This is a genomic window from Saprospiraceae bacterium (genome assembly GCA_016716185.1).
In the GTDB taxonomy this organism is placed as follows: domain Bacteria; phylum Bacteroidota; class Bacteroidia; order Chitinophagales; family Saprospiraceae; genus Vicinibacter.
In genome coordinates this window covers 2752414-2770000 of sequence record JADJWV010000002.1, presented here as the reverse complement: position 1 = coordinate 2770000, position 17587 = coordinate 2752414, and the positions used below count along the sequence as shown (strand labels likewise).

General features: G+C 39.8%; 15 protein-coding genes and 1 rRNA gene (1 of these 16 cut by a window edge). 7 read left to right on the top strand and 9 right to left on the bottom strand.

Annotation, left to right across the window (positions count from 1 at the left end; translation table 11 throughout):
• Together IPM34_12570 and IPM34_12565 are read right to left on the bottom strand one after the other, a co-directional pair.
• Window positions 1-20 (bottom strand): 16S ribosomal RNA (locus tag IPM34_12570); it reaches 1520 nt to the left of the window's first position.
• A gap of 301 nt (window positions 21-321) precedes the next feature.
• On the bottom strand, window positions 322-3684 hold the full coding sequence (locus tag IPM34_12565; protein MBK8956370.1) for a gliding motility-associated C-terminal domain-containing protein: 3363 nt from the start codon (window positions 3682-3684) through the stop codon (window positions 322-324).
• Window positions 3685-3812: 128 nt separating this feature from the next.
• On the opposite strand from IPM34_12565, the gene IPM34_12560 reads away from it, so the two are divergent.
• Complete coding sequence (locus IPM34_12560; GenBank protein MBK8956369.1) at window positions 3813-4586, top strand: T9SS type A sorting domain-containing protein; 774 nt, start codon at window positions 3813-3815, stop codon at window positions 4584-4586.
• 53 nt (window positions 4587-4639) lie between these two features.
• Window positions 4640-5419: a T9SS type A sorting domain-containing protein gene (locus IPM34_12555; GenBank protein MBK8956368.1), complete on the top strand. Its 780-nt coding sequence runs from the start codon at window positions 4640-4642 to the stop codon at window positions 5417-5419.
• 406 nt (window positions 5420-5825) lie between these two features.
• Here IPM34_12555 and IPM34_12550 read toward each other — a convergent pair whose 3' ends face one another.
• Window positions 5826-6698, bottom strand: a complete 873-nt coding sequence (locus tag IPM34_12550; protein ID MBK8956367.1) for a pirin family protein — start codon at window positions 6696-6698, stop codon at window positions 5826-5828.
• Window positions 6699-6762: 64 nt separating this feature from the next.
• Between IPM34_12550 and IPM34_12545 the strand changes: the two genes are divergently transcribed.
• On the top strand, window positions 6763-7425 hold the full coding sequence (locus tag IPM34_12545) for a lipoprotein signal peptidase (GenBank protein MBK8956366.1): 663 nt from the start codon (window positions 6763-6765) through the stop codon (window positions 7423-7425).
• Between the two features lie 62 nt (window positions 7426-7487).
• On the opposite strand, the gene IPM34_12540 is transcribed toward IPM34_12545, so the two are convergent.
• From IPM34_12540 to IPM34_12525, 4 genes are all read right to left on the bottom strand, one after another.
• Window positions 7488-7796 carry a helix-turn-helix transcriptional regulator gene (locus tag IPM34_12540; GenBank protein MBK8956365.1) on the bottom strand — a complete coding sequence of 103 codons (309 nt, stop codon included), beginning with the start codon at window positions 7794-7796 and terminating at the stop codon, window positions 7488-7490.
• A gap of 168 nt (window positions 7797-7964) precedes the next feature.
• Window positions 7965-8303: a helix-turn-helix transcriptional regulator gene (locus IPM34_12535; GenBank protein ID MBK8956364.1), complete on the bottom strand. Its 339-nt coding sequence runs from the start codon at window positions 8301-8303 to the stop codon at window positions 7965-7967.
• Between the two features lie 150 nt (window positions 8304-8453).
• Window positions 8454-9137 carry a tRNA (adenosine(37)-N6)-threonylcarbamoyltransferase complex dimerization subunit type 1 TsaB gene (gene tsaB / locus IPM34_12530; GenBank protein MBK8956363.1) on the bottom strand — a complete coding sequence of 228 codons (684 nt, stop codon included), beginning with the start codon at window positions 9135-9137 and terminating at the stop codon, window positions 8454-8456.
• Between the two features lie 3 nt (window positions 9138-9140).
• Window positions 9141-10763 (bottom strand): S41 family peptidase, encoded by a 1623-nt coding sequence (locus IPM34_12525; GenBank protein ID MBK8956362.1) that lies wholly within the window; start codon window positions 10761-10763, stop codon window positions 9141-9143.
• 273 nt (window positions 10764-11036) lie between these two features.
• On the opposite strand from IPM34_12525, the gene IPM34_12520 reads away from it, so the two are divergent.
• Together IPM34_12520 and IPM34_12515 are read left to right on the top strand one after the other, a co-directional pair.
• The gene (locus IPM34_12520; protein MBK8956361.1) at window positions 11037-12065 is read left to right on the top strand and encodes an ABC transporter permease; all 1029 of its coding nucleotides are present in this window, start codon (window positions 11037-11039) and stop codon (window positions 12063-12065) included.
• Window positions 12062-13270, top strand: a complete 1209-nt coding sequence (locus IPM34_12515) for an ABC transporter permease subunit (protein ID MBK8956360.1) — start codon at window positions 12062-12064, stop codon at window positions 13268-13270. The genes IPM34_12520 and IPM34_12515 overlap by 4 nt, the downstream gene beginning before the upstream one ends.
• Before the next feature lie 13 nt (window positions 13271-13283).
• Here the strand turns inward: IPM34_12515 and IPM34_12510 are convergent, their stop codons facing one another.
• Window positions 13284-13487, bottom strand: a complete 204-nt coding sequence (locus IPM34_12510) for a hypothetical protein (protein MBK8956359.1) — start codon at window positions 13485-13487, stop codon at window positions 13284-13286.
• A 185-nt stretch (window positions 13488-13672) separates the two neighbouring features.
• Between IPM34_12510 and IPM34_12505 the strand changes: the two genes are divergently transcribed.
• Both IPM34_12505 and IPM34_12500 read left to right on the top strand, forming a co-directional pair.
• Entirely contained in the window at window positions 13673-13948 is a 276-nt protein-coding gene (locus tag IPM34_12505) for an HU family DNA-binding protein (GenBank protein ID MBK8956358.1), read from the top strand.
• Between the two features lie 242 nt (window positions 13949-14190).
• The gene (locus IPM34_12500) at window positions 14191-15789 is read left to right on the top strand and encodes a hypothetical protein (GenBank protein ID MBK8956357.1); all 1599 of its coding nucleotides are present in this window, start codon (window positions 14191-14193) and stop codon (window positions 15787-15789) included.
• An 8-nt stretch (window positions 15790-15797) separates the two neighbouring features.
• On the opposite strand, the gene IPM34_12495 is transcribed toward IPM34_12500, so the two are convergent.
• The gene (locus tag IPM34_12495; GenBank protein ID MBK8956356.1) at window positions 15798-17414 is read right to left on the bottom strand and encodes a hypothetical protein; all 1617 of its coding nucleotides are present in this window, start codon (window positions 17412-17414) and stop codon (window positions 15798-15800) included.
• Window positions 17415-17587 lie beyond the last annotated feature (173 nt).

The window sequence follows — 17587 nt, the reverse complement described above, 5'->3', positions numbered from 1 at the left end:
AGGATCAAACTCTCCATAGTACTGTATCTTCAGTCTATTGACTTTTGATCTACTGGCTTTCTCTCCAGAATTGTTTAAATCTTACCTTTCCTTTCTGGCAATTTCCTCAATGAACTTTTGCCTTAAACCAACATTTTTGGCTAAGGGACTGCAAAAGTATAATTTACAGGCAGATCCACAAAATATCTGATGAAAAATATACATCTGAACCCAGAATAGGGGGCTTCAATTCAAATTGTAGCCGCTTTATTCCAAAATTGAGGTCGATAATTTTGAATTCAATTTTACAATTGGGATGAACTGAAAATGCGGGCTTTTCCTCTATCGAATTAAGCTCATGTCGCCTTTCAAAATCTGGCTGTTGCCCGATTCAAAAAGGATCTTGACAACAAATAAAAACACTCCGGGATTCATTTTATCCCCCTTATAGTTTCCGTCCCAACCCAGATTTGGCTCGTTGACGGGAATATTTTTAGTTTCAAAAATCAGTTCTCCCCATCGGTCGTAAATCTGCATGAGTTCGACGATGGTACCGGGCTCACCCTGCACATAAAAATAATCGTTGATGTTGTCGCCATTGGGAGAGAATACATTGGGTACATAAGCATTTCCGGCGCGTTGAACCTGAATGAAAACCGAGTCCAGACTGTTGCAACCGCGTTCATCAATACCCAGTGCATAAATCCAAAGATCCCGATCCGCCACAAAATCAAAATCACTGCAATTGAAACAGGAAGCCGGATGATTGGGCTGCCAGATAATTTGCTGAAGATTTTTATTGGAGATCAATTTTACATTTACGGGACTTCCTTTTTTTACCGTTTGATCCGCACCTAAATCGGTGATGAGTGGCGAAGGATCGAATAATTCAAATTCTACCGTATCAGAAATACAACCACGTCGATCTTTAAGATATACTTGATATGCACCAGGTGATAAATTAGGGATAGATTGAAGCCCGGATTGAATTTTCCCATTCATAATATATTCAATGGGTTCTCTAAAATCATTTGAATTTAATAAATAGAATACGCCATCATTCGCGCCATGACAATTAATGGAATCTATTTTCCAAAACAAATCAATGGCCTGAAAAATACTGGAATGATAAATTATTGAATCACATCCTTCTTGATTTTTGAGCAGGAATGTTTGCATTCCTTCAAACAGCGGATTACAAACAAATACTTTTGAATAAATAGTGTCTGAAGGAACAAATTGAGTTTGAACAAAAACCAAACTATCGCAACCGGAAATATTCAACAAACGCAAGGTATCAAATCCTGCTTGCGAAAAATCACAAGTTGAGAATTGAATGCTTACGGTGTCTGATGCAGAAAGTTTAATCGACCTAAAAACGACACTGTCGCAAGTGGATGTCTGATAAACCAAGGTGTCGTTGCGAACCGACAAAGGATCACAGGTAAATGCCTGTATCACCGTTGTGTCGGAAGGAATAAACTGTACAACCCGTCTGACGATGCTGTCGCAACCGAAACGGTTTAGAAGACTGTCTTTAAAAAATCCGGCCTGTGATAAATTGCATGTTGAACTCAAAAGAATCAGCGAATCGGAAGGCAAAAGATCGATCGTTTCGATGACCAGACTGTCACAACCAAAACGATTGAAAAAATGAAAATTAAACACACCCGATAGAAGGGGATCGCAGGTTTGATTAAACAGCCGGAGGGTGTCCAGCGGACGGGGAACATGCTGTCTGATCACCAAACTGTCGCACAGGCCTGCCTGAAAGACCAGAGTATCTGTATAGCCCACCGATAATCCACACTCAAATAAAGTCTGCATGCTGGTTTGAACGGTACTCAGAAGGGTATTGCTGATCACGGTGCTGTCGCAACCAAATATGTTTTGAAGAACGATGGTCTGTTGTCCTGCTTTGGAAGAGTCGCAGGTAAAGAGTTGCAAAACGGTGGTGTCTTTTCGAAGGGGGATGTAATGCGTGTAGACTGTAGAATCGCAGTACTGGCCCTGGAACACGGAAGTATCTGTACGCATGGTACTAAAGGAACAATCGTAAAGGTCAATGGAAATAATGGATTTTGGTTTGAGTTCGGTGTCCATAAAAACGAGGCTGTCGCAACCACTAACATTTGTTAGGAACAACGTGTCAAACCCGGAAGAGAATGTATCGCAGGTAAAATTTTGAATGTAAACAGAATCAGAAAACAATTTAATTTTTTCAGAAATGACGATGCTGTCGCAACCATGGGAAGTAAAAACAGAGGTGTCTGTAGAATTCTGTGCAAACGAACAGGAATATTCTTTGATTCTGAACGTATCGCTTCCCGTGCGGTAAGTAAACACGGCTGAACTGCTGTCGATGTTGCCGCAGCGGTCTTTGGCATAAACCGTGAGTCGGACAGGGTTCTGATTGAAGTCACCGTTGAAGTTGTGCGACAACAGGACGGTATCGCAGTTGCCTGATGTTTTCGCAAATGCAAATGAATCGATCCACATTTTTAAGGAGTCTTTGGCTCCGGCAACGCAAATGAGATTTTTGTTTTGTGCAGCGGTGGTAAATTGAGGAGCTGTTGTATCGATTACGTAAAATGTTGCAAATTCAATACTTTCCAATCCACACGGACTGATGGCAATAAATTCTGTCAGTATGGTATCGCAATATTTATGCGGATCGCGATCGTAACTACTGCGCCAACTCACAGGTCCGCAATCATCGCGGGCAGTGGCATTGCCATTTTTCTTGATCCAGTCAGTAAATTCTTTGTTTACATCCTGTTCGCATTTTACAATTTTATCCTGTGGTAATTTGGTGAATTCAGGGGGCGTTTGATCGATAATATCAATAAGTTGCTGAATCTTTACTTCATTGTCGCAAACATCTTTAATGGTCCATTCTCGTGTGATCATTTTTGTGCAAGGATCAATGGTCACTTTCGTTTCTTTGAGCAGAATGGAAGGATTGGGATCACAATTATCACTAAGTTGTAATCGGGGTGGAGCAGGCACCTGGTTATCGCATTCAACGGTGAGATCGACAGGAAGATTCAAAACCTCAGGGGGTTCCATATCCCCCGGGCATTCAAAAATTTTAATATCATCTACCAAAGTTCCCGCAAAGACCATCGGGCCGGAACTGCTGAACTCCATGGTGGCATTCGCAGCCTGTGCCGTAAATTCATACATTTCTTTTCGCCAGGATACGGACCCGGAAACAGATACTGTCCAGTTGACATTGAGCCAGCTTCCTCCTGCAATTTTCAGGTAACCGGTAGATGAAAAGCCGCCGCCATTTTGAGCTGTCCAGAATTCTACGCGATATTGATTTCCAGGGGTCAGACCAAACAAATCATAAGAAATACCTCCTAAACCGGGGGAGCCGTGCAAATCAATAAAATAGGTGGCGCCGTTAGGATTGCCCAGTCCAAGATTGCCAACCAATGCATCGCAGTGGTCAATGGTGCCCTGAGTTACAGTCCAGCCCCCAAAATTGGTCCCGGTGCCATAAGTAAAAAAGGTCCCGGGTCCTGGTAATGGCCCGGTCTCAAAATCGAGGTTTGGGAAAAAGATCTCTGTGAATTGGCCGCAACAACAGCTTGCTTTCGAGTTTAATGAAAGGTATTCAATAGGAACCAGGAACTGGCCAGCACAATTCGGAAAATTAAAAGTTATTACCAGGTAAATGACCCAAATTCGCGAGAACATAGATTTGTTACAAAGCCTAAAGTTAAACCAAATTTTATGGAATAAACCTTACCGGAATTCAAATTTTCTTGTGATGATTTGTATCCATCTTATTATTTTATTAACTTTGGGAGCTAAAATATTCACATATGAAAACCTTGCCCATCTTTATTCTGCTCTTCGTATCAACTTTGATATGGAGTCAATCGAATGATTTTAGTTTGGAGTTCAAACTGCGATTTGAAAATCAGAAAGTTTATTGTGATGTTATTCCAAAGGAGGATTACAAATTGGCTACTTTGCAATTTGGAATTCACCACAATTCGGATCAAGTAGCTTTTAAAACACTAACTTCTAATGTTCTGAAAGGCGACAAGTTTAAATTCAATCAGATATGTCCGAATAATGTTAGAATATTATATATAAATGAGAATTTAAACGAAAATCTTATTGTTAATAAAGGCGATATTTTGATGACTCTGGAGTACGAAGAACTGAGTCCGACAAATCATTTTATTTGTATTATGCCATCGAAAGAATATACCTGTACGACCATGGTTAGAGAAGTTATTTATGTAGAAAATAATGGTTTAAAAGCGTATTCCATTTTTTCTGATGCCTGTGTTGAATATAAAATTAAAGATGGTGTAATTATTGTAGGAAACAACCCAGTTGACCAGAATGTTAACAATGTATATTTTGATCCCTATTCTAAACAATTAAAATACAAGCTTAGTCAAATATCGAAATTTGATTTTCCAGCTCTGGATATTTTCGATATGCATGGGAATAGAGTAATTTCCATGGATGATATTGATTTTGAGGGTTCCTTTGCGCTTCAACACCTGAATACAGGCATCTATGTATATAAAATATACAGCAAAGGAAAGTCAATTGGGGTGGGAAAATTTCTAGTGTTTTGAATGAAACAGAAATTAATGAATTTCATGATTAGAAACATATTAAATCCAATTTTATGAGAAAAATAATAATACCAATTTTAATGCTGATTATATTGTTGCAAAAATCTTTTGCGCAAATTCAGGAATTTCAAATTCAGTTTGAATTAAGGTTTGAAAATCAAAAGATCTATTGCGATTTTGTCCCTCTAGAGGATTACCAGGTCATTGGGATGCAATTTGGTGTGAATCATAACTCAGATCAGGTTACATTTGATACTTTGTACTCTGATGTGTTGGATAATTTATTTCGTAAAAATTTTAACGAAATTTGTCCAAGAAAAGTTTTAATGGCATGGAATTCTAATTCTAACAAAAACGTTCAACTCAAGAAAGGTCAACGATTCTTAACAATTGAGTACAGCGAAATTCAACCAACAGATCATTTTATTTGTTTGATGCCTTCATTTGGCATTTTTTGCGAATCAATGCCCAGGGAGGTAATTTATACCAATGGAAGCTCATTTGTGGAATATAAAGTGAATGATGCCTGTATTGAATACAAAATTAAAGATGGTGTAATTATTGTGGATAGCGAAAATCCTTTATCGGACCAGTTCAATAGTTATTTTGATCAAACTTCAAACACTCTGCAACTTCTGAGCAACGAATCCCCGGGATCTACGTGGTGTCAACTTTCTATTTACGATCTGAATGGTTTGTCATTTTATTCGAAAAAATTATTGGGCACTGGGATTCATCTGAATTTGGACGATTTGCCGTCTGGTATGTATTTCTACGTAATTCGCAAAAACAATGTATCTGTAAGTCAAGGAAGATTCGTAAAAATGCATTAAAATGAAAGTGAAATTTTAGAAATGGTATTTTAAAGCATGATTTTTTAGAGTTGCATTATCATTTCCAGAAACAAAGTCAGCGCTTGAGTAATCGTTATTTGCAAAATTTCAATTGGAGGTTAATTTATTTTCACTTTTAAGTAGTCGTATTGTTCCTCAAGGCAAGAATAGGTAGCCAACAGGTACTAACAAATGTTAGTTTCTAAATTAGAAAGTATTCCCTTTTTTAGAAATTTTATCTTACGCCTTACGCCATACGCCTTAAGCCTTATGCCTCACGCCTTATTTCTTAAGCCTTAAGCCTTACGCCTTATTTCTTAAGTCTTAAGCCTTACGCCTTAAGCCCCACGCCTTACGCCTTAAGCCTTAAGCCTCACGCCCCACGCCTTACGGCTTGTTTATTCAATTACTCCAACCGACCAAACTTCCCTGCTCTGTAATCTTCGAGCGCCTCGCGGATTTCTGCTTGTGTATTCATTACAAAGGGGCCATAGGATGCAATGGGTTCGTTAAGGGGTTCGCCTGCCATAAATAATAATTTACTGGGTTGTTTTGCTTCAAAACTGACGCTGTTTCCATCATTTGAAAAAACCACCAAATGATGTTCGGGTGTCGGCGAATTCCTATTCCAAGTTCCGCTTCCTTCGACCTGAAGACAAGCCGCATTAAAATGTTCGGGAAAAGAATGTTCAAATATTCCGCCTGCATCGAGTTCTGCAACAAATAAAATCACCGGAGAAAAAGTCTGCGCCGGACCAGTATCATTTTGAAATTCTCCTGCAATACATTCGACTTTTCCCTTTTCAATGGATTTGGTCAGGATCATGGCCCGGCTGATCTCCTGATACCGGGGAGCATGCGATTTAAATGCTGCAGGTAAATTTACCCACAATTGTGCCATGTGAAACAAACCCCCTGAGCTGCTGAAACTTTCTTCGTGATATTCTTTGTGCAGAATTCCGCTTCCGGCAGTCATCCACTGGACTTCTCCCTCTCCGATAACCCCGGAATTTCCGGAGCTGTCGTGATGCGCAATGGATCCTTTAAATACAATACTCACAGTTTCAAACCCTTTATGCGGGTGGACATCGACCCCTTTTGGTATGTGGGAAGGAGGAAAGCTGAAAGGGGCATTGTAATCCAGCATTAGAAACGGGCTCAAGCGCTGCATGTCGAATGGGGCATTTCCCGGAAAAAAGTGGTGTACCCGGAACCCATCGCCAACCATATGAGGACTGGGTGGACTCAGTATAAATTCAATGCTTCGAAATCTGGTCATGAAGAAGAAACACCGGAAAATGCTTTCGGTTGAATCTGTTCCGCGTGGTTAAATTTGCAGACTTATGCAAAAGAGAAATTACTACTTATTGTCTGCCTTGACGATTTTATTCATTCTGATCATTGACCAAAGTTCTAAAATCTGGATCAAAACCCACATGGAACATGGAGATGAATTCCTGATTTTTGGATTGGATTGGGCCAGGATTCATTTTGTAGAAAACGAGGGAATGGCATTCGGATTAAGCTTTGGTGGTGCCAAAGGCAAGTTGTTTCTGAGCTTATTTCGGATCATTGCAGTGGGATTTCTATTTTATTTGCTATACCGAATGATCGATTCGCGGGAAAATAAGTGGGTGGTAGTCTCCTTTTCGTTAATTCTTGCCGGTGCATTGGGCAACATCATCGATTCGCTTTTTTATGGTATGCTTTTTTCTGCATCGCCTTACCACGGGGGCCTGGCTGTGATGTTTCCGGCAGATGGAGGTTATGCTCCATTTCTCATGGGGAAAGTGGTCGACATGTTATACTTTCCTATGTTCAATGGAAATTTTCCTGAATGGCTGCCTATATGGGGAGGAGAGGAATTTGAATTCTTCCGACCCGTTTTTAATGTAGCCGATTCATCGATTTTTTGCGGGATCTGCCTGTTTCTGCTCTTGTATCGAACCATAAATCAGGGTGCAAATTCCAAACCATCAAATCAAGACCCGGAAGTAAATGCCTGAGCTCATTTGACCCGGAACAATTATTTGATCCGGATTTTTTTAAAAATCTGAAATACAGCTTATTAAGCTTTCCCCAAAAAGCGATTGACAGCTATTTCAGCTTTCTCAAGACAGGGGTAATTGATACTGCAGAAAACAAATTTTCCAACTTTTTCAGTGGCGATGACGCCTGTTAAACGCAAAATGCTCAAATGTTGTGAAGTGACGCTTTGCTCAATCTTCAGATTTGAATAAATCTTGTTGACATTTACAGAGCCACTCTTGTCAATAAATTCGAGGATCTTAAGTCTTAATGGGTGGGCGAGGGCCCTCATCAGCTCACATGAATAGTCGAGCTGTACAGGATTAAAAGAAATTTTAATCTTCTTCATCGAGAGTTCTTATTTTGATTTCGTAGTTGACCTTAACGGAACAAAGATGAGAAGATTTTTCAGAATTGCAAATAAATATTAAATATTTTTTTTATTTATTAAAGTATAGATAATCAGTTAGATACGTTGCAGTGTGTATATTGCCTGATCAGATGGATGGTTTTTGGCTTAGCCCGCAAGGTCTTCCACCAGCTTTGAAATCTGGTTAAGACGATCGCGATCCAGGGAATAATAAATGAACTTTCCCTGCCTTTCTGTTGCGACAACTCCCGCTCTTCTCAGGATGGCCAGATGCTGTGAAGCAACCGACTGCTCTAAACGAAGTTTAATATAGATATCTGTGACAGTCATGGTATCGTGTTCTTCCAACAAATCGATCACGCGCTGGCGAAGCTTGTGATTGACTGCCCGAAGTACCAATACAGCCCTCCTCAGATCAGAATAATCTAATTGAACTTCTTTAGGTCCTTTTTTGAGAGTAATCGTTTCGTTCTTTTTATTCCTCATGTCACAGTTTTTAGTTGTTTCGCAATATGTTAGGATGGTAGCATAAACTGTGCCGAAAATGATTTTTACTCAGATTTTCTTCAGGGTGTTAATAAATATGAGTAGATCTTATATATATGAATGCTTCCAATTCCCTTTAAGTTCAAGAACTTATAGTTTTTTTTTAGGAATGGTAATGTTAGGATCTGTGAGATACAAAGGCAACAATTCTGCCGGGGAAACAAAATCAGTTTGCCTGAAAGCAGCCAGAGAAGGCAGAAGCAGCAATCGCGATGTAAGCAAAATATCCGACTCATTAACTTGATAATCAGACAAATAGTTTTTCCATTTCAAACTCCCGCTACCCGAGATCACGCATTCTTCGGGGGCAAATCCCATACTCCTGAACCAATCGGCATTAAGGCTGGCAAATTGTGGTCCTGCTAATTCAGTCATGTGGCTATCGTAGACAGCATAATAAACATCTTCTCTTCTGGCATCGATCAAAGGAATATGGATCCTTCTTACAGGGTGAACCCGGATACTCTCAGCTGCAAGTAGCTCAAGGCTGGTTTTTGCAATTAAGGGCTTATTGTTCAGGTGGGCGAGCCCTTTAGCCATCATAAGTCCAACCCTGAGCGAGGTATAAGATCCCGGGCCAATATTTGCTGATAATGCATCTAATTCATTTATTTTAACGCCATTATCTATTAATATTTTTTTAATATTTATTGCAATTACCGACTGATGATCGCCGCTATCGTCATCGAGTTGTGCAATGGGCTCAATCCCTTTTGATAAAAGGAGGCTGCACAAACGACCCGAGGTTTCAATGTGCAGAATAGTAGGTTCCATTCATCAAGGTTTTGAAAGTAAGGATTGATATTTTTTCTGGTCCCTTAATACGTTGAGTGCAGCTAAAACAACCGGATCGTGATCCATACGCTTTTGAATTATGGCTTCGCGATAGGCGGCCCTGCCAACAATTTCTTCTTCTATAAGATTGTTAATCAGCTCCTTATGACTTTCTATTTCAACCCATTGGCTGGTTTCGGCCTGGGTTTTCAGTTGATCTATGGATTTCTCATAAGCTTTAAATGGATCCTTTCCTGCCAGTTTTCCCAATTCGTCCAGTTTCTTTTGAAATTCGTTGTCATTTTTGAAGCCATTTTTCCTCAAATAGAGCTTAAAACTTTGAAAATCTTCAAATTGGAACTTTTTTAAATCTTCCAATGCTGCGGAACTCAATTGCATTTCTGTTACAAAATTGAATATAAAGTCATGGTCCAGTATCTTTTGTACGACTTCCGGGTAGTTGGCATCTGTCACCTCCAAATCGGGTTTGACACCGCCTCCGTCATAAACGGTCCGGCCATTTCTCGTTTTAAATGGAACCCTCAGGGAATCCGGCAAATGGACAGGTTCACCATTTTCGTACTTCACACTTTGGATACACCTTCCCGAAGGAATATAGTATTTCGCAATGGTCAATTTGACCTTAGCATTATAACCAACCTCCTTGGTGTTTTGAACCAATCCTTTACCATAGCTGATCTGGCCAACAATTACACCCCTGTCGAGATCCTGAAAGGTTCCGCTCACTATTTCTGAAGCCGATGCAGATCTTCCATTGATCAAAGTGACCAGGGGGATCACTGGATCTTCAGGCATTTGTCGGGTATGGTAGGCCTGGTCTTTTTCCTTAAACTTACTTCGGGTAGTAGATACCAGCTGCCCCTGCGGTATAAATACATTACAGACCTCTACGGCTTCGTGCAGCAATCCGCCTCCATTATCTCTCAGATCCAATATGACACCTTTTAAATTCGGATTTTCGGATTTCAGTTTTTTAAAGGCATCGCGCACATTTTTACCGGCATTATCCGTAAACGTAGTAAGCAATATATAACCGATGCTGTCATTTACTTTTCCTGAATAAGGCACGTTTGGGATGTTGACTTCATCTCTTACCAATTTCAAATTCATGAATTCTTGCTGTCCGGGTCTTTTAATCGTAAGTTCAACTTCACTCTTGGGTATGCCCCTCAGGATTTGAAAAAGATCCTCGCTGTCTTTACCTTTTCCTTCCAGCCCATTTACTGCGATGACCTGATCACCAACTTTTAAACCGGCCTGGTCTCCCGGATAATTCTTGTATACCTCGGTAATGGTCACATAGTCTCCAATTTTTTTGGCGCGTACACCCAATCCATTGTATTTGCCCTCGTGCACCAATCTGAAATTTTCAATCTGAACCTCGCTGATGTAATTGGTAAATGGATCGAGTTGATGCAACATGGCATCAATCCCTGATTTCATTAACTTTGCCGGATCGGTTTCATCGACGTAATGTGCATTGATTTCTTTGTAAACGTTGGCAAATATTTCAAGGTTTTTCGCAATCTCGAAGTGTTTGTTGTAATCGATAAAAAATCCTGAACATAAAGCTGCCAACAGGGCAAAAAGTGCTATTTTTTTCATGTTTTGAAATTGTACATTTAGAATACAAATTTATGAACGTAAGGTTCCCTGGAGAAGTATAGTTTGTCGGGCTTTTGTGGTCTCTTGAGATGAGAAAACAGACAAAGGCCACCGGGAAATGATTCTTTAATCTACTTCGAAAGAATTTGGTATAACAGGCCGCAGTCTTATGGGCCGATTAGGATAAAGTTGACTTGATTTATAGCGAAAGAATTAATTTTAAGAGTTTTGCACTTTTAATCCATCGTTTGGATTTGAGCGGGGTATGCTGTTATGAGAAATTTTATCATTAAGAGAATATTTTCGGGATTGCTGGTCATTCTGGGTATTCTGGCATCCGGACTTTGGATGATCAGTCAGATACCGGGTTCATATCGCGATTTATCGGACCTGGAACCTATCGAAAACAATGTCAAAGAATTCTCTAAAGCAGAGACTTCAATCCCGCTTTTTTATTTTGGGGTCCTTTCAAAATTGGGTCGGGATAAATCCCTGGATTTGCATTGGAACGGAAATCAAAATTTGTTTCACCAAACTTTATCCGCTTATTTGAAACTGGATTTCGGGAATTCGTCTATTGATGGCGTACCGGTTGGAGAAAAATTCGCACAGGCATTTCCCTGGTCGCTTGCGGTTCAATTGCCAGCCATTTTGATCTTGTTATTACTCGGCGTGTTTTTATCCATTGAATCCAGTCTTCGGGGTGATCGGCTTTGGGTTCGATTGGCGGATAATCTATTGCTGGTTTTTACATCGGTGCCCGGATTTTGGATGGCCACCTTGCTCTTGTTCTTTTTTGCAAATACCGCTTACTTAAAGTGGTTTCCAAGTGGAATGCAAGCCATCAACAACCACAATCCTTTTTATTGTTGGATCCGCTACCCACAATATTTTGTGTTGCCTATAATCTGTTTGGTATTGCCATCGCTGGCATACCTGATACGCATTCTGAAAGCCGGGTTAAAAGAAAATATGGACAGCTTGCACTGGACACGTGTACTAAGTTCCGGTGTTTCATCCAGGAGAGCCTTATTTGTGGACGCATTACCACAGGCCTCAATTCCCTTTACAGTCTGGATGGCTGGCATCTTGCCTGCAATTTTCTCTGGATCAGTCGTGATCGAGCAAATATTCAGCATTCCTGGCCTCGGCAGGCTTATGTATATTTCAATTTATACACGGGACTGGCCGGTGGTACAGTTTTTATTTTTCTTCACTGCAGTGCTCACTGTTTTGGGATTTATGGTCTCCGATATCATCATTCGGTATTTGGATCCCAGGATAAAAATAAATACCCAATGAACTACCGGAAGTTTTGGAAGGAGCAGAAACCCCTGTTTTTATCTTTGCATGGAATCGCGTTCATCGTCATCTTTGGTATTTTTCTGATTGGCCAAAAACCCATAGTTTGTCAATATAAAAACCAATGGTATTTTCCTGCTTTTCAAACGGACTCACATTCGGGTTCGACATTGAAAGCTGATTTGAATACCCTGGCACAATCCGATTTTAAATTGCTTTCATATGAATTTGTAATCTGGCCTTTGTTTTACAGGGACGCAACCAGACTTCAAGCACAGGATGCATGGCTGCGTCCCGGTTCCAGAGGAAGCGATCATTCATTTTATGTATGGGGAACCTATGATTTGGGAAGAGATCTTTTTGCTGCTTGCATTTCCGGATTAAAAAGAAGTCTCTGGCTATCGGTTTGTACCATGTTACTTGCCGGTTTTACGGGAATGATTTTGGGTTCCATTGTCGTTTTTCAAGCGCAACGGATACCGTCTATTTCCCGGATTTCAATAGTCCTGATTATCCTGTCTTTGATGGAGTTTATTTTTCTCATTTTTTTGGCAGTCGAATGGCGGTCAATAAACACACTGTTCATATTTCTGTTCTTTTTATGGTTAATGACCACAGTGGCTTCACTGTTATTTATGAGCCAAAAACCAAAGCTCTTGTTTTCCGCGGATCGCATTTGTCTTGCCTATGTGGAGATCATGAAATCAATTCCGGCACTCCTGTTTTTGCTGATTTTGATTCAAATTTTTTTACACCCCAATATGGGGGTGCTGAGTGTGGTCCTTGCATTTTTATATACCCCGATTGTGGTAAAATACAGCAGGGCGATTACTTATAAAATCATCTCGGAACCTTTTCTGGATGCGCTGGAAGTATCCGGAGCCAAACCGATGCGTATTTATTTTAGGCACATCCTTCCCAAAGTAGGCCTCGACCTGATTCCTGTCTTTGTTTTCGGACTTGCCAACATCATTCTTTTGGAATCCACCTTGTCGTTTTTAGGATTGGGACTTCCACTTGAAGCCATCAGTCTGGGAAATATCATGCATATTTCAAGCAGCAATCCGTCGGCTTGGTGGGCTGTTAGTTTTCCCGGACTACTTGTGTTCTGGGTGGTTTATACTTTAAACAGGTTTGGTGAGTGGTTGTCGGGAAGAAAAGATAACTACGTGATGCTCGAAGGGACTTCAACTTCTAACAACTGATAGGAAGGAATAACTACGAAGAGGACTTGTTGATTTTTTTGGTTGTTTTCTTGTCGAACAATCCCGATTTCGCTTTGCTGGTAGGCATTCCTTTTTTATTGGTTTTGGTGTTGGCGTCTTCTGCCGGACACCCCGTTCCCCGGTTGCATGAAAAGGAGAGGAGACACAAGGCCGTTAAAAATAAAATTAACTTTTTATGAAGCTTGAGGATGTCCATTCTATAAGGCTTTTAAAGGAGAAACCTGCCGGATGTGCTTATTTTACAGGCAATTGCATCAGTGCCAACATTCAACCCCTTATTTTTAGGGCAATTCAAATATAAAAAATATTTATATATGTCTTGCATAAGTAAAAATTGTAATATATATTTGTGTCGTAAATTTAATCATTAAAATTAAGAACATGAATAAATCTGATTTGATCAATGTAATTGCCAAAGAAGCCGAAGTAACTAAAGTTCAGGCTGGTACTGCTTTGGATGCAGTTCTTACTGCTGTTGAAAAAAGCCTTAAAAAAGGCGAAAGTGTAATTTTAGTGGGATTTGGAACCTTCTCTACCGCTGAGCGCAAAGCCAGAACAGGAAGAAACCCAGCCACTGGAAAAGCTATAAAAATTCCAAAGCGCCGTGTTGTTCGCTTTAAAGCTGGAAAGGGTCTTTCCGAAGCAGTAAAGAAATAAAGGCAATTTTTAGAAAAAGTTAAAAAACCCGGTACTCCAATACCGGGTTTTTTTGTGTTAATTCTTAATTAAATTTTAATATTTATAATGTGTAATTCCTTTATAAATAAATATTTATCTTAATTTTAAGGGAAATACTGAATTTATCTTGTTCACTTTTGTTTTTTTAATATTTTTGTTTGTTCCATTTGCGAGTTGAAACGCAAATGGCATTCAGGATCAAACCAGCCCCTGATTTAAATATGAAAGGCAATTTTAAATCCAGATTGAGTGCATTGGGTGATTTGCGAAATCGTTTCGATGCCAGGAGCAAGGCAACCAGCCTTGCCATATTGCTGGAACTTCAGAAAGATCCTTTGGTGCCTTCATTATTGCAGGAGTATTTATATGTCCTGATTTTTATGCAGGCCTATCCTGCTTCAGATAAGCACCGGTCTATTTGTGAATTGGAGATTCAGCGAATTTTTCAAGCTTGTAAAAAATTGGGCAAAGCAGCTTCTAAACTGGATAATACAGGATTGCCTCAAACCAGGATCATTTCAAATTTTTCTCACAAACTGATTAAATGGTTGCTCAACGAAGATTTCCAGATAGAATTGGAATCTTATAAAAAAAGGGGAAATGATCTGGTTAAACTCCTCCGACTCACCCTACCCGATATAGAAAGAGACCTGGCTGATATTTCAGAAACCAACGAAGAGTTATTTGATCATCTTGGATTAAAGCCCAAGCAGATCCTGGAGTTTCTCATCTACGAATTCCAGCGCTTGGAAAATATGTCTACGATTAAAGACTATTTATTCGATGCCCTTGAATTAAAATTCAGAATTAATCTTACAGATGAATCACATGCTTTACCGCTTAATAAGTTGCCGGTGGATAACATCTACTTTCACGATGGATTGAACCATGAGATTAACGGGAAATCAGTGATCGCAGAAACCTTACCGGCACCTGAGTTTTTGTCTCTTGAAATGAAAGCGCTGATCCCTAAAGTCTGCAAGTTGAAATTGATTTATTTGCAGAGGGAAACGGATCCAGTAACTTATATGGATCCGGAGTCAATCAGGTACTATGTTTTGGACAGGGGCGTTTCTATTGCTCTATACACCATGGTTGCAGAGCGGCAATTGCCATTGGAATCCTATGTTGGTTATACTTTATTTAAAAATGGCTATCCTGCAGCGTATGGAGGGGCCTGGGTTTTTGGAAGAAGAGCACTTTTCGGGATCAATGTTTTTGAATGGATGAGAGGTGGTGAATCTTCCTATTTTCTTTGGCAATTGTTGAGAGTGTACCATCAGTTATTTTCCGTTGAATATTTTGAGGTGGAGCCCTATCAGTTTGGATTAAACAACAGCGAAGGCATCGATTCTGGAGCATTCTGGTTTTATTACCGAAATGGCTTCAAACCTGAAAATGCAAATCAGGCTAAATTGGCTGCATCGGAATTTTCCAAAATGCAAAAATCAAAATCATATAAATCGACAAAAGCTGTTTTACAAAAGTTGACCGGATCTAATTTGGTCATGAATTTAGGGAAAGGTACACCGGTAGCTCTTTGGCAAATCAGGGATAAGATTACGGCTCATATTAACAAGCATTATGATGGCAACCGGTTCAGGGCTGAAAGATCCTGCATTCAGGCTTTTCTGCAGAAAACAGGATTTAGAAAACCTACCGAATCTGAATTCCGAAGGGTATTGGCAGATGTATCGATGCTTTACGAAGCAACCAACTGGAATTCCACAGAGCAGGTATTTCATATGAAAGAAATGATCTTGAAGAAACCCAAGGATCTCTATCGGTATCAGGAAGAATTGACCAAGCTCTTAAGTTAAAAAGTCCTTTATTTGTTCTTAGGTTTTTGGTCGTTTTCGCCGTTTAAGATTTTAGAATATTCCACAGCCCTGCTTTCTTCCGGATCAATATTTAAAACCATTTCACAGTAGGATTTGGCTGAATCATAAGCTCCTATCTGAGCATTGTAAACGAGCATGTAGATATAGGCTTCAATTAATCCTGTTTTGTTCTTATCAGGTGCCATTGAAGCAAGTTCTATAAATTTATCGTAAAACGGTTTTGCCTTGTACGATTTAGGTTCAGATGTATCCAATTTATGTTGGATATCCGCTCTTTGAAGCCATCCGTATTCGTATCCTGGGGTTCTAACCAGAAGTTTTCCGAAAGTGGTGTCTGCTTCGACAAATTTTTTCTGAAATTTTTGAGACATTCCCAGGTAAAGTAATTCTGAGGTCAGTGGATTAATGGAATCTTTTGTCAGATACCAGCTTTCAGCCTTGTCGTATCTTTTGATATCGTAATAAGCTTTGCCCAGCATACCAGCGATTTCGGCTTTTCGTTCGGGTTGTAAATTGATTACCCTATTGAAAAAGAGGTCGGAGGTATCCGCTAATTTTAATTTCAAAGCGGCTTTACCGGCATATTCGTAGTCATTAGGATATAATTTTTGTTCTGAAGGATCACCCTGCTCTACAGCCCGAAATAATTTGTAGCTGGACGCCAGGGAGTAATTGTATTCTCCATTTTCGTAATAGGACCAGGCTAACCAACGGTAAAGCGTGTATTGCTCCGGACTATTTTCCAGGATTTTGTTGGCCTCGACGATAGCCCTGTTGTAGTCTTTTGCCTGGAAGCAAAGAAACTTCACCAATCGGACCTTTGCATCAACATCAGACCCGCTTAACTCGACATATTTATCGAGTATGGGAATGACCTGATCAAATTTTCTGGATCGGATCAACATTTCGTACAACTCCTTATAGGCCAGGGCATAACCTGAATCTATTTTAATCGCATTTTGAAGATTTTGAACCGCCAGATCCAAATTCTTTCCAGCCGCCCAGATCCTTGCCATTTTAACATAGGTTTCAGGGTCATTTTTATCCTTTTCAACAGCGGTTTCATAGGAGGTCATTGCCTGTCCCAAATCTTCTTTCATTTGATATGCATCTCCGAGATAAATCCAATATTTGGATTGTTTTGGGTCCAGATCGCGTGCTTTTTCCAAATAGATAAGTGCAGTTTCCGGTTGTGGTTTGTCTGCATATAAATAAGCCTTGCCTACCAGAGCCTGGATGTTTGCATTCTTGGAATTTCCTTTGAGTGCTGACTCCAAATGCTTGGTGGCTTCTGCTGTTTTATTTTCGTTTAAGTCCAGCCGGCCCAGGCCTATCAGACATTCATCGCATTTCGAACTGATTTCCAATCCTTTCAAGTAAGAAGTTTTTGCTGCCTGCGAATTTCCCATGGCCACGTAAACTTCGGCTTTGTAGTAATGATTGATGTAGGCTTTTGGCTGCATCGCGATGAGTTTGTCAAAAACATCCATCGCAGATTTGTAATTTTCATTTTCTAAATGCCGCAGTCCATCCTGGATGGATTGAGCGGTCAAATTAAAAAGTGAAAATGTGATTATAAAAATTCCACTAAACAATGATTTCATAGTTTTCATCTTGTCTTTAAAAAGGAGGCCAAAATTAAGGTTTTTCATGGTTCTGGCTTTTATTAAGTATGATCAAATCGATAATTCTTATAATTTGACATTTTGCGGAGACAAAAGATCAATTTGGTTTAGTTAAATTTCTGTTTTCATTTTGAAGAGGATTTCTTTATGAT

What these genes read in the sequence shown, in the direction of transcription:
- IPM34_12565 (MBK8956370.1), bottom strand. Translation starts at nt 3,684, where the DNA reads ATGTTCTCGCGAATTTGGGTCATTTACCTGGTAATAACTTTTAATTTT.
- IPM34_12560 (MBK8956369.1), top strand. Translation starts at nt 3,813, where the DNA reads ATGAAAACCTTGCCCATCTTTATTCTGCTCTTCGTATCAACTTTGATA.
- IPM34_12555 (MBK8956368.1), top strand. Translation starts at nt 4,640, where the DNA reads ATGAGAAAAATAATAATACCAATTTTAATGCTGATTATATTGTTGCAA.
- IPM34_12550 (MBK8956367.1), bottom strand. Translation starts at nt 6,698, where the DNA reads ATGACCAGATTTCGAAGCATTGAATTTATACTGAGTCCACCCAGTCCT.
- IPM34_12545 (MBK8956366.1), top strand. Translation starts at nt 6,763, where the DNA reads ATGCAAAAGAGAAATTACTACTTATTGTCTGCCTTGACGATTTTATTC.
- IPM34_12540 (MBK8956365.1), bottom strand. Translation starts at nt 7,796, where the DNA reads ATGAAGAAGATTAAAATTTCTTTTAATCCTGTACAGCTCGACTATTCA.
- IPM34_12535 (MBK8956364.1), bottom strand. Translation starts at nt 8,303, where the DNA reads ATGAGGAATAAAAAGAACGAAACGATTACTCTCAAAAAAGGACCTAAA.
- tsaB (MBK8956363.1), bottom strand. Translation starts at nt 9,137, where the DNA reads ATGGAACCTACTATTCTGCACATTGAAACCTCGGGTCGTTTGTGCAGC.
- IPM34_12525 (MBK8956362.1), bottom strand. Translation starts at nt 10,763, where the DNA reads ATGAAAAAAATAGCACTTTTTGCCCTGTTGGCAGCTTTATGTTCAGGA.
- IPM34_12520 (MBK8956361.1), top strand. Translation starts at nt 11,037, where the DNA reads ATGAGAAATTTTATCATTAAGAGAATATTTTCGGGATTGCTGGTCATT.
- IPM34_12515 (MBK8956360.1), top strand. Translation starts at nt 12,062, where the DNA reads ATGAACTACCGGAAGTTTTGGAAGGAGCAGAAACCCCTGTTTTTATCT.
- IPM34_12510 (MBK8956359.1), bottom strand. Translation starts at nt 13,487, where the DNA reads ATGGACATCCTCAAGCTTCATAAAAAGTTAATTTTATTTTTAACGGCC.
- IPM34_12505 (MBK8956358.1), top strand. Translation starts at nt 13,673, where the DNA reads ATGAATAAATCTGATTTGATCAATGTAATTGCCAAAGAAGCCGAAGTA.
- IPM34_12500 (MBK8956357.1), top strand. Translation starts at nt 14,191, where the DNA reads ATGAAAGGCAATTTTAAATCCAGATTGAGTGCATTGGGTGATTTGCGA.
- IPM34_12495 (MBK8956356.1), bottom strand. Translation starts at nt 17,414, where the DNA reads ATGAAATCATTGTTTAGTGGAATTTTTATAATCACATTTTCACTTTTT.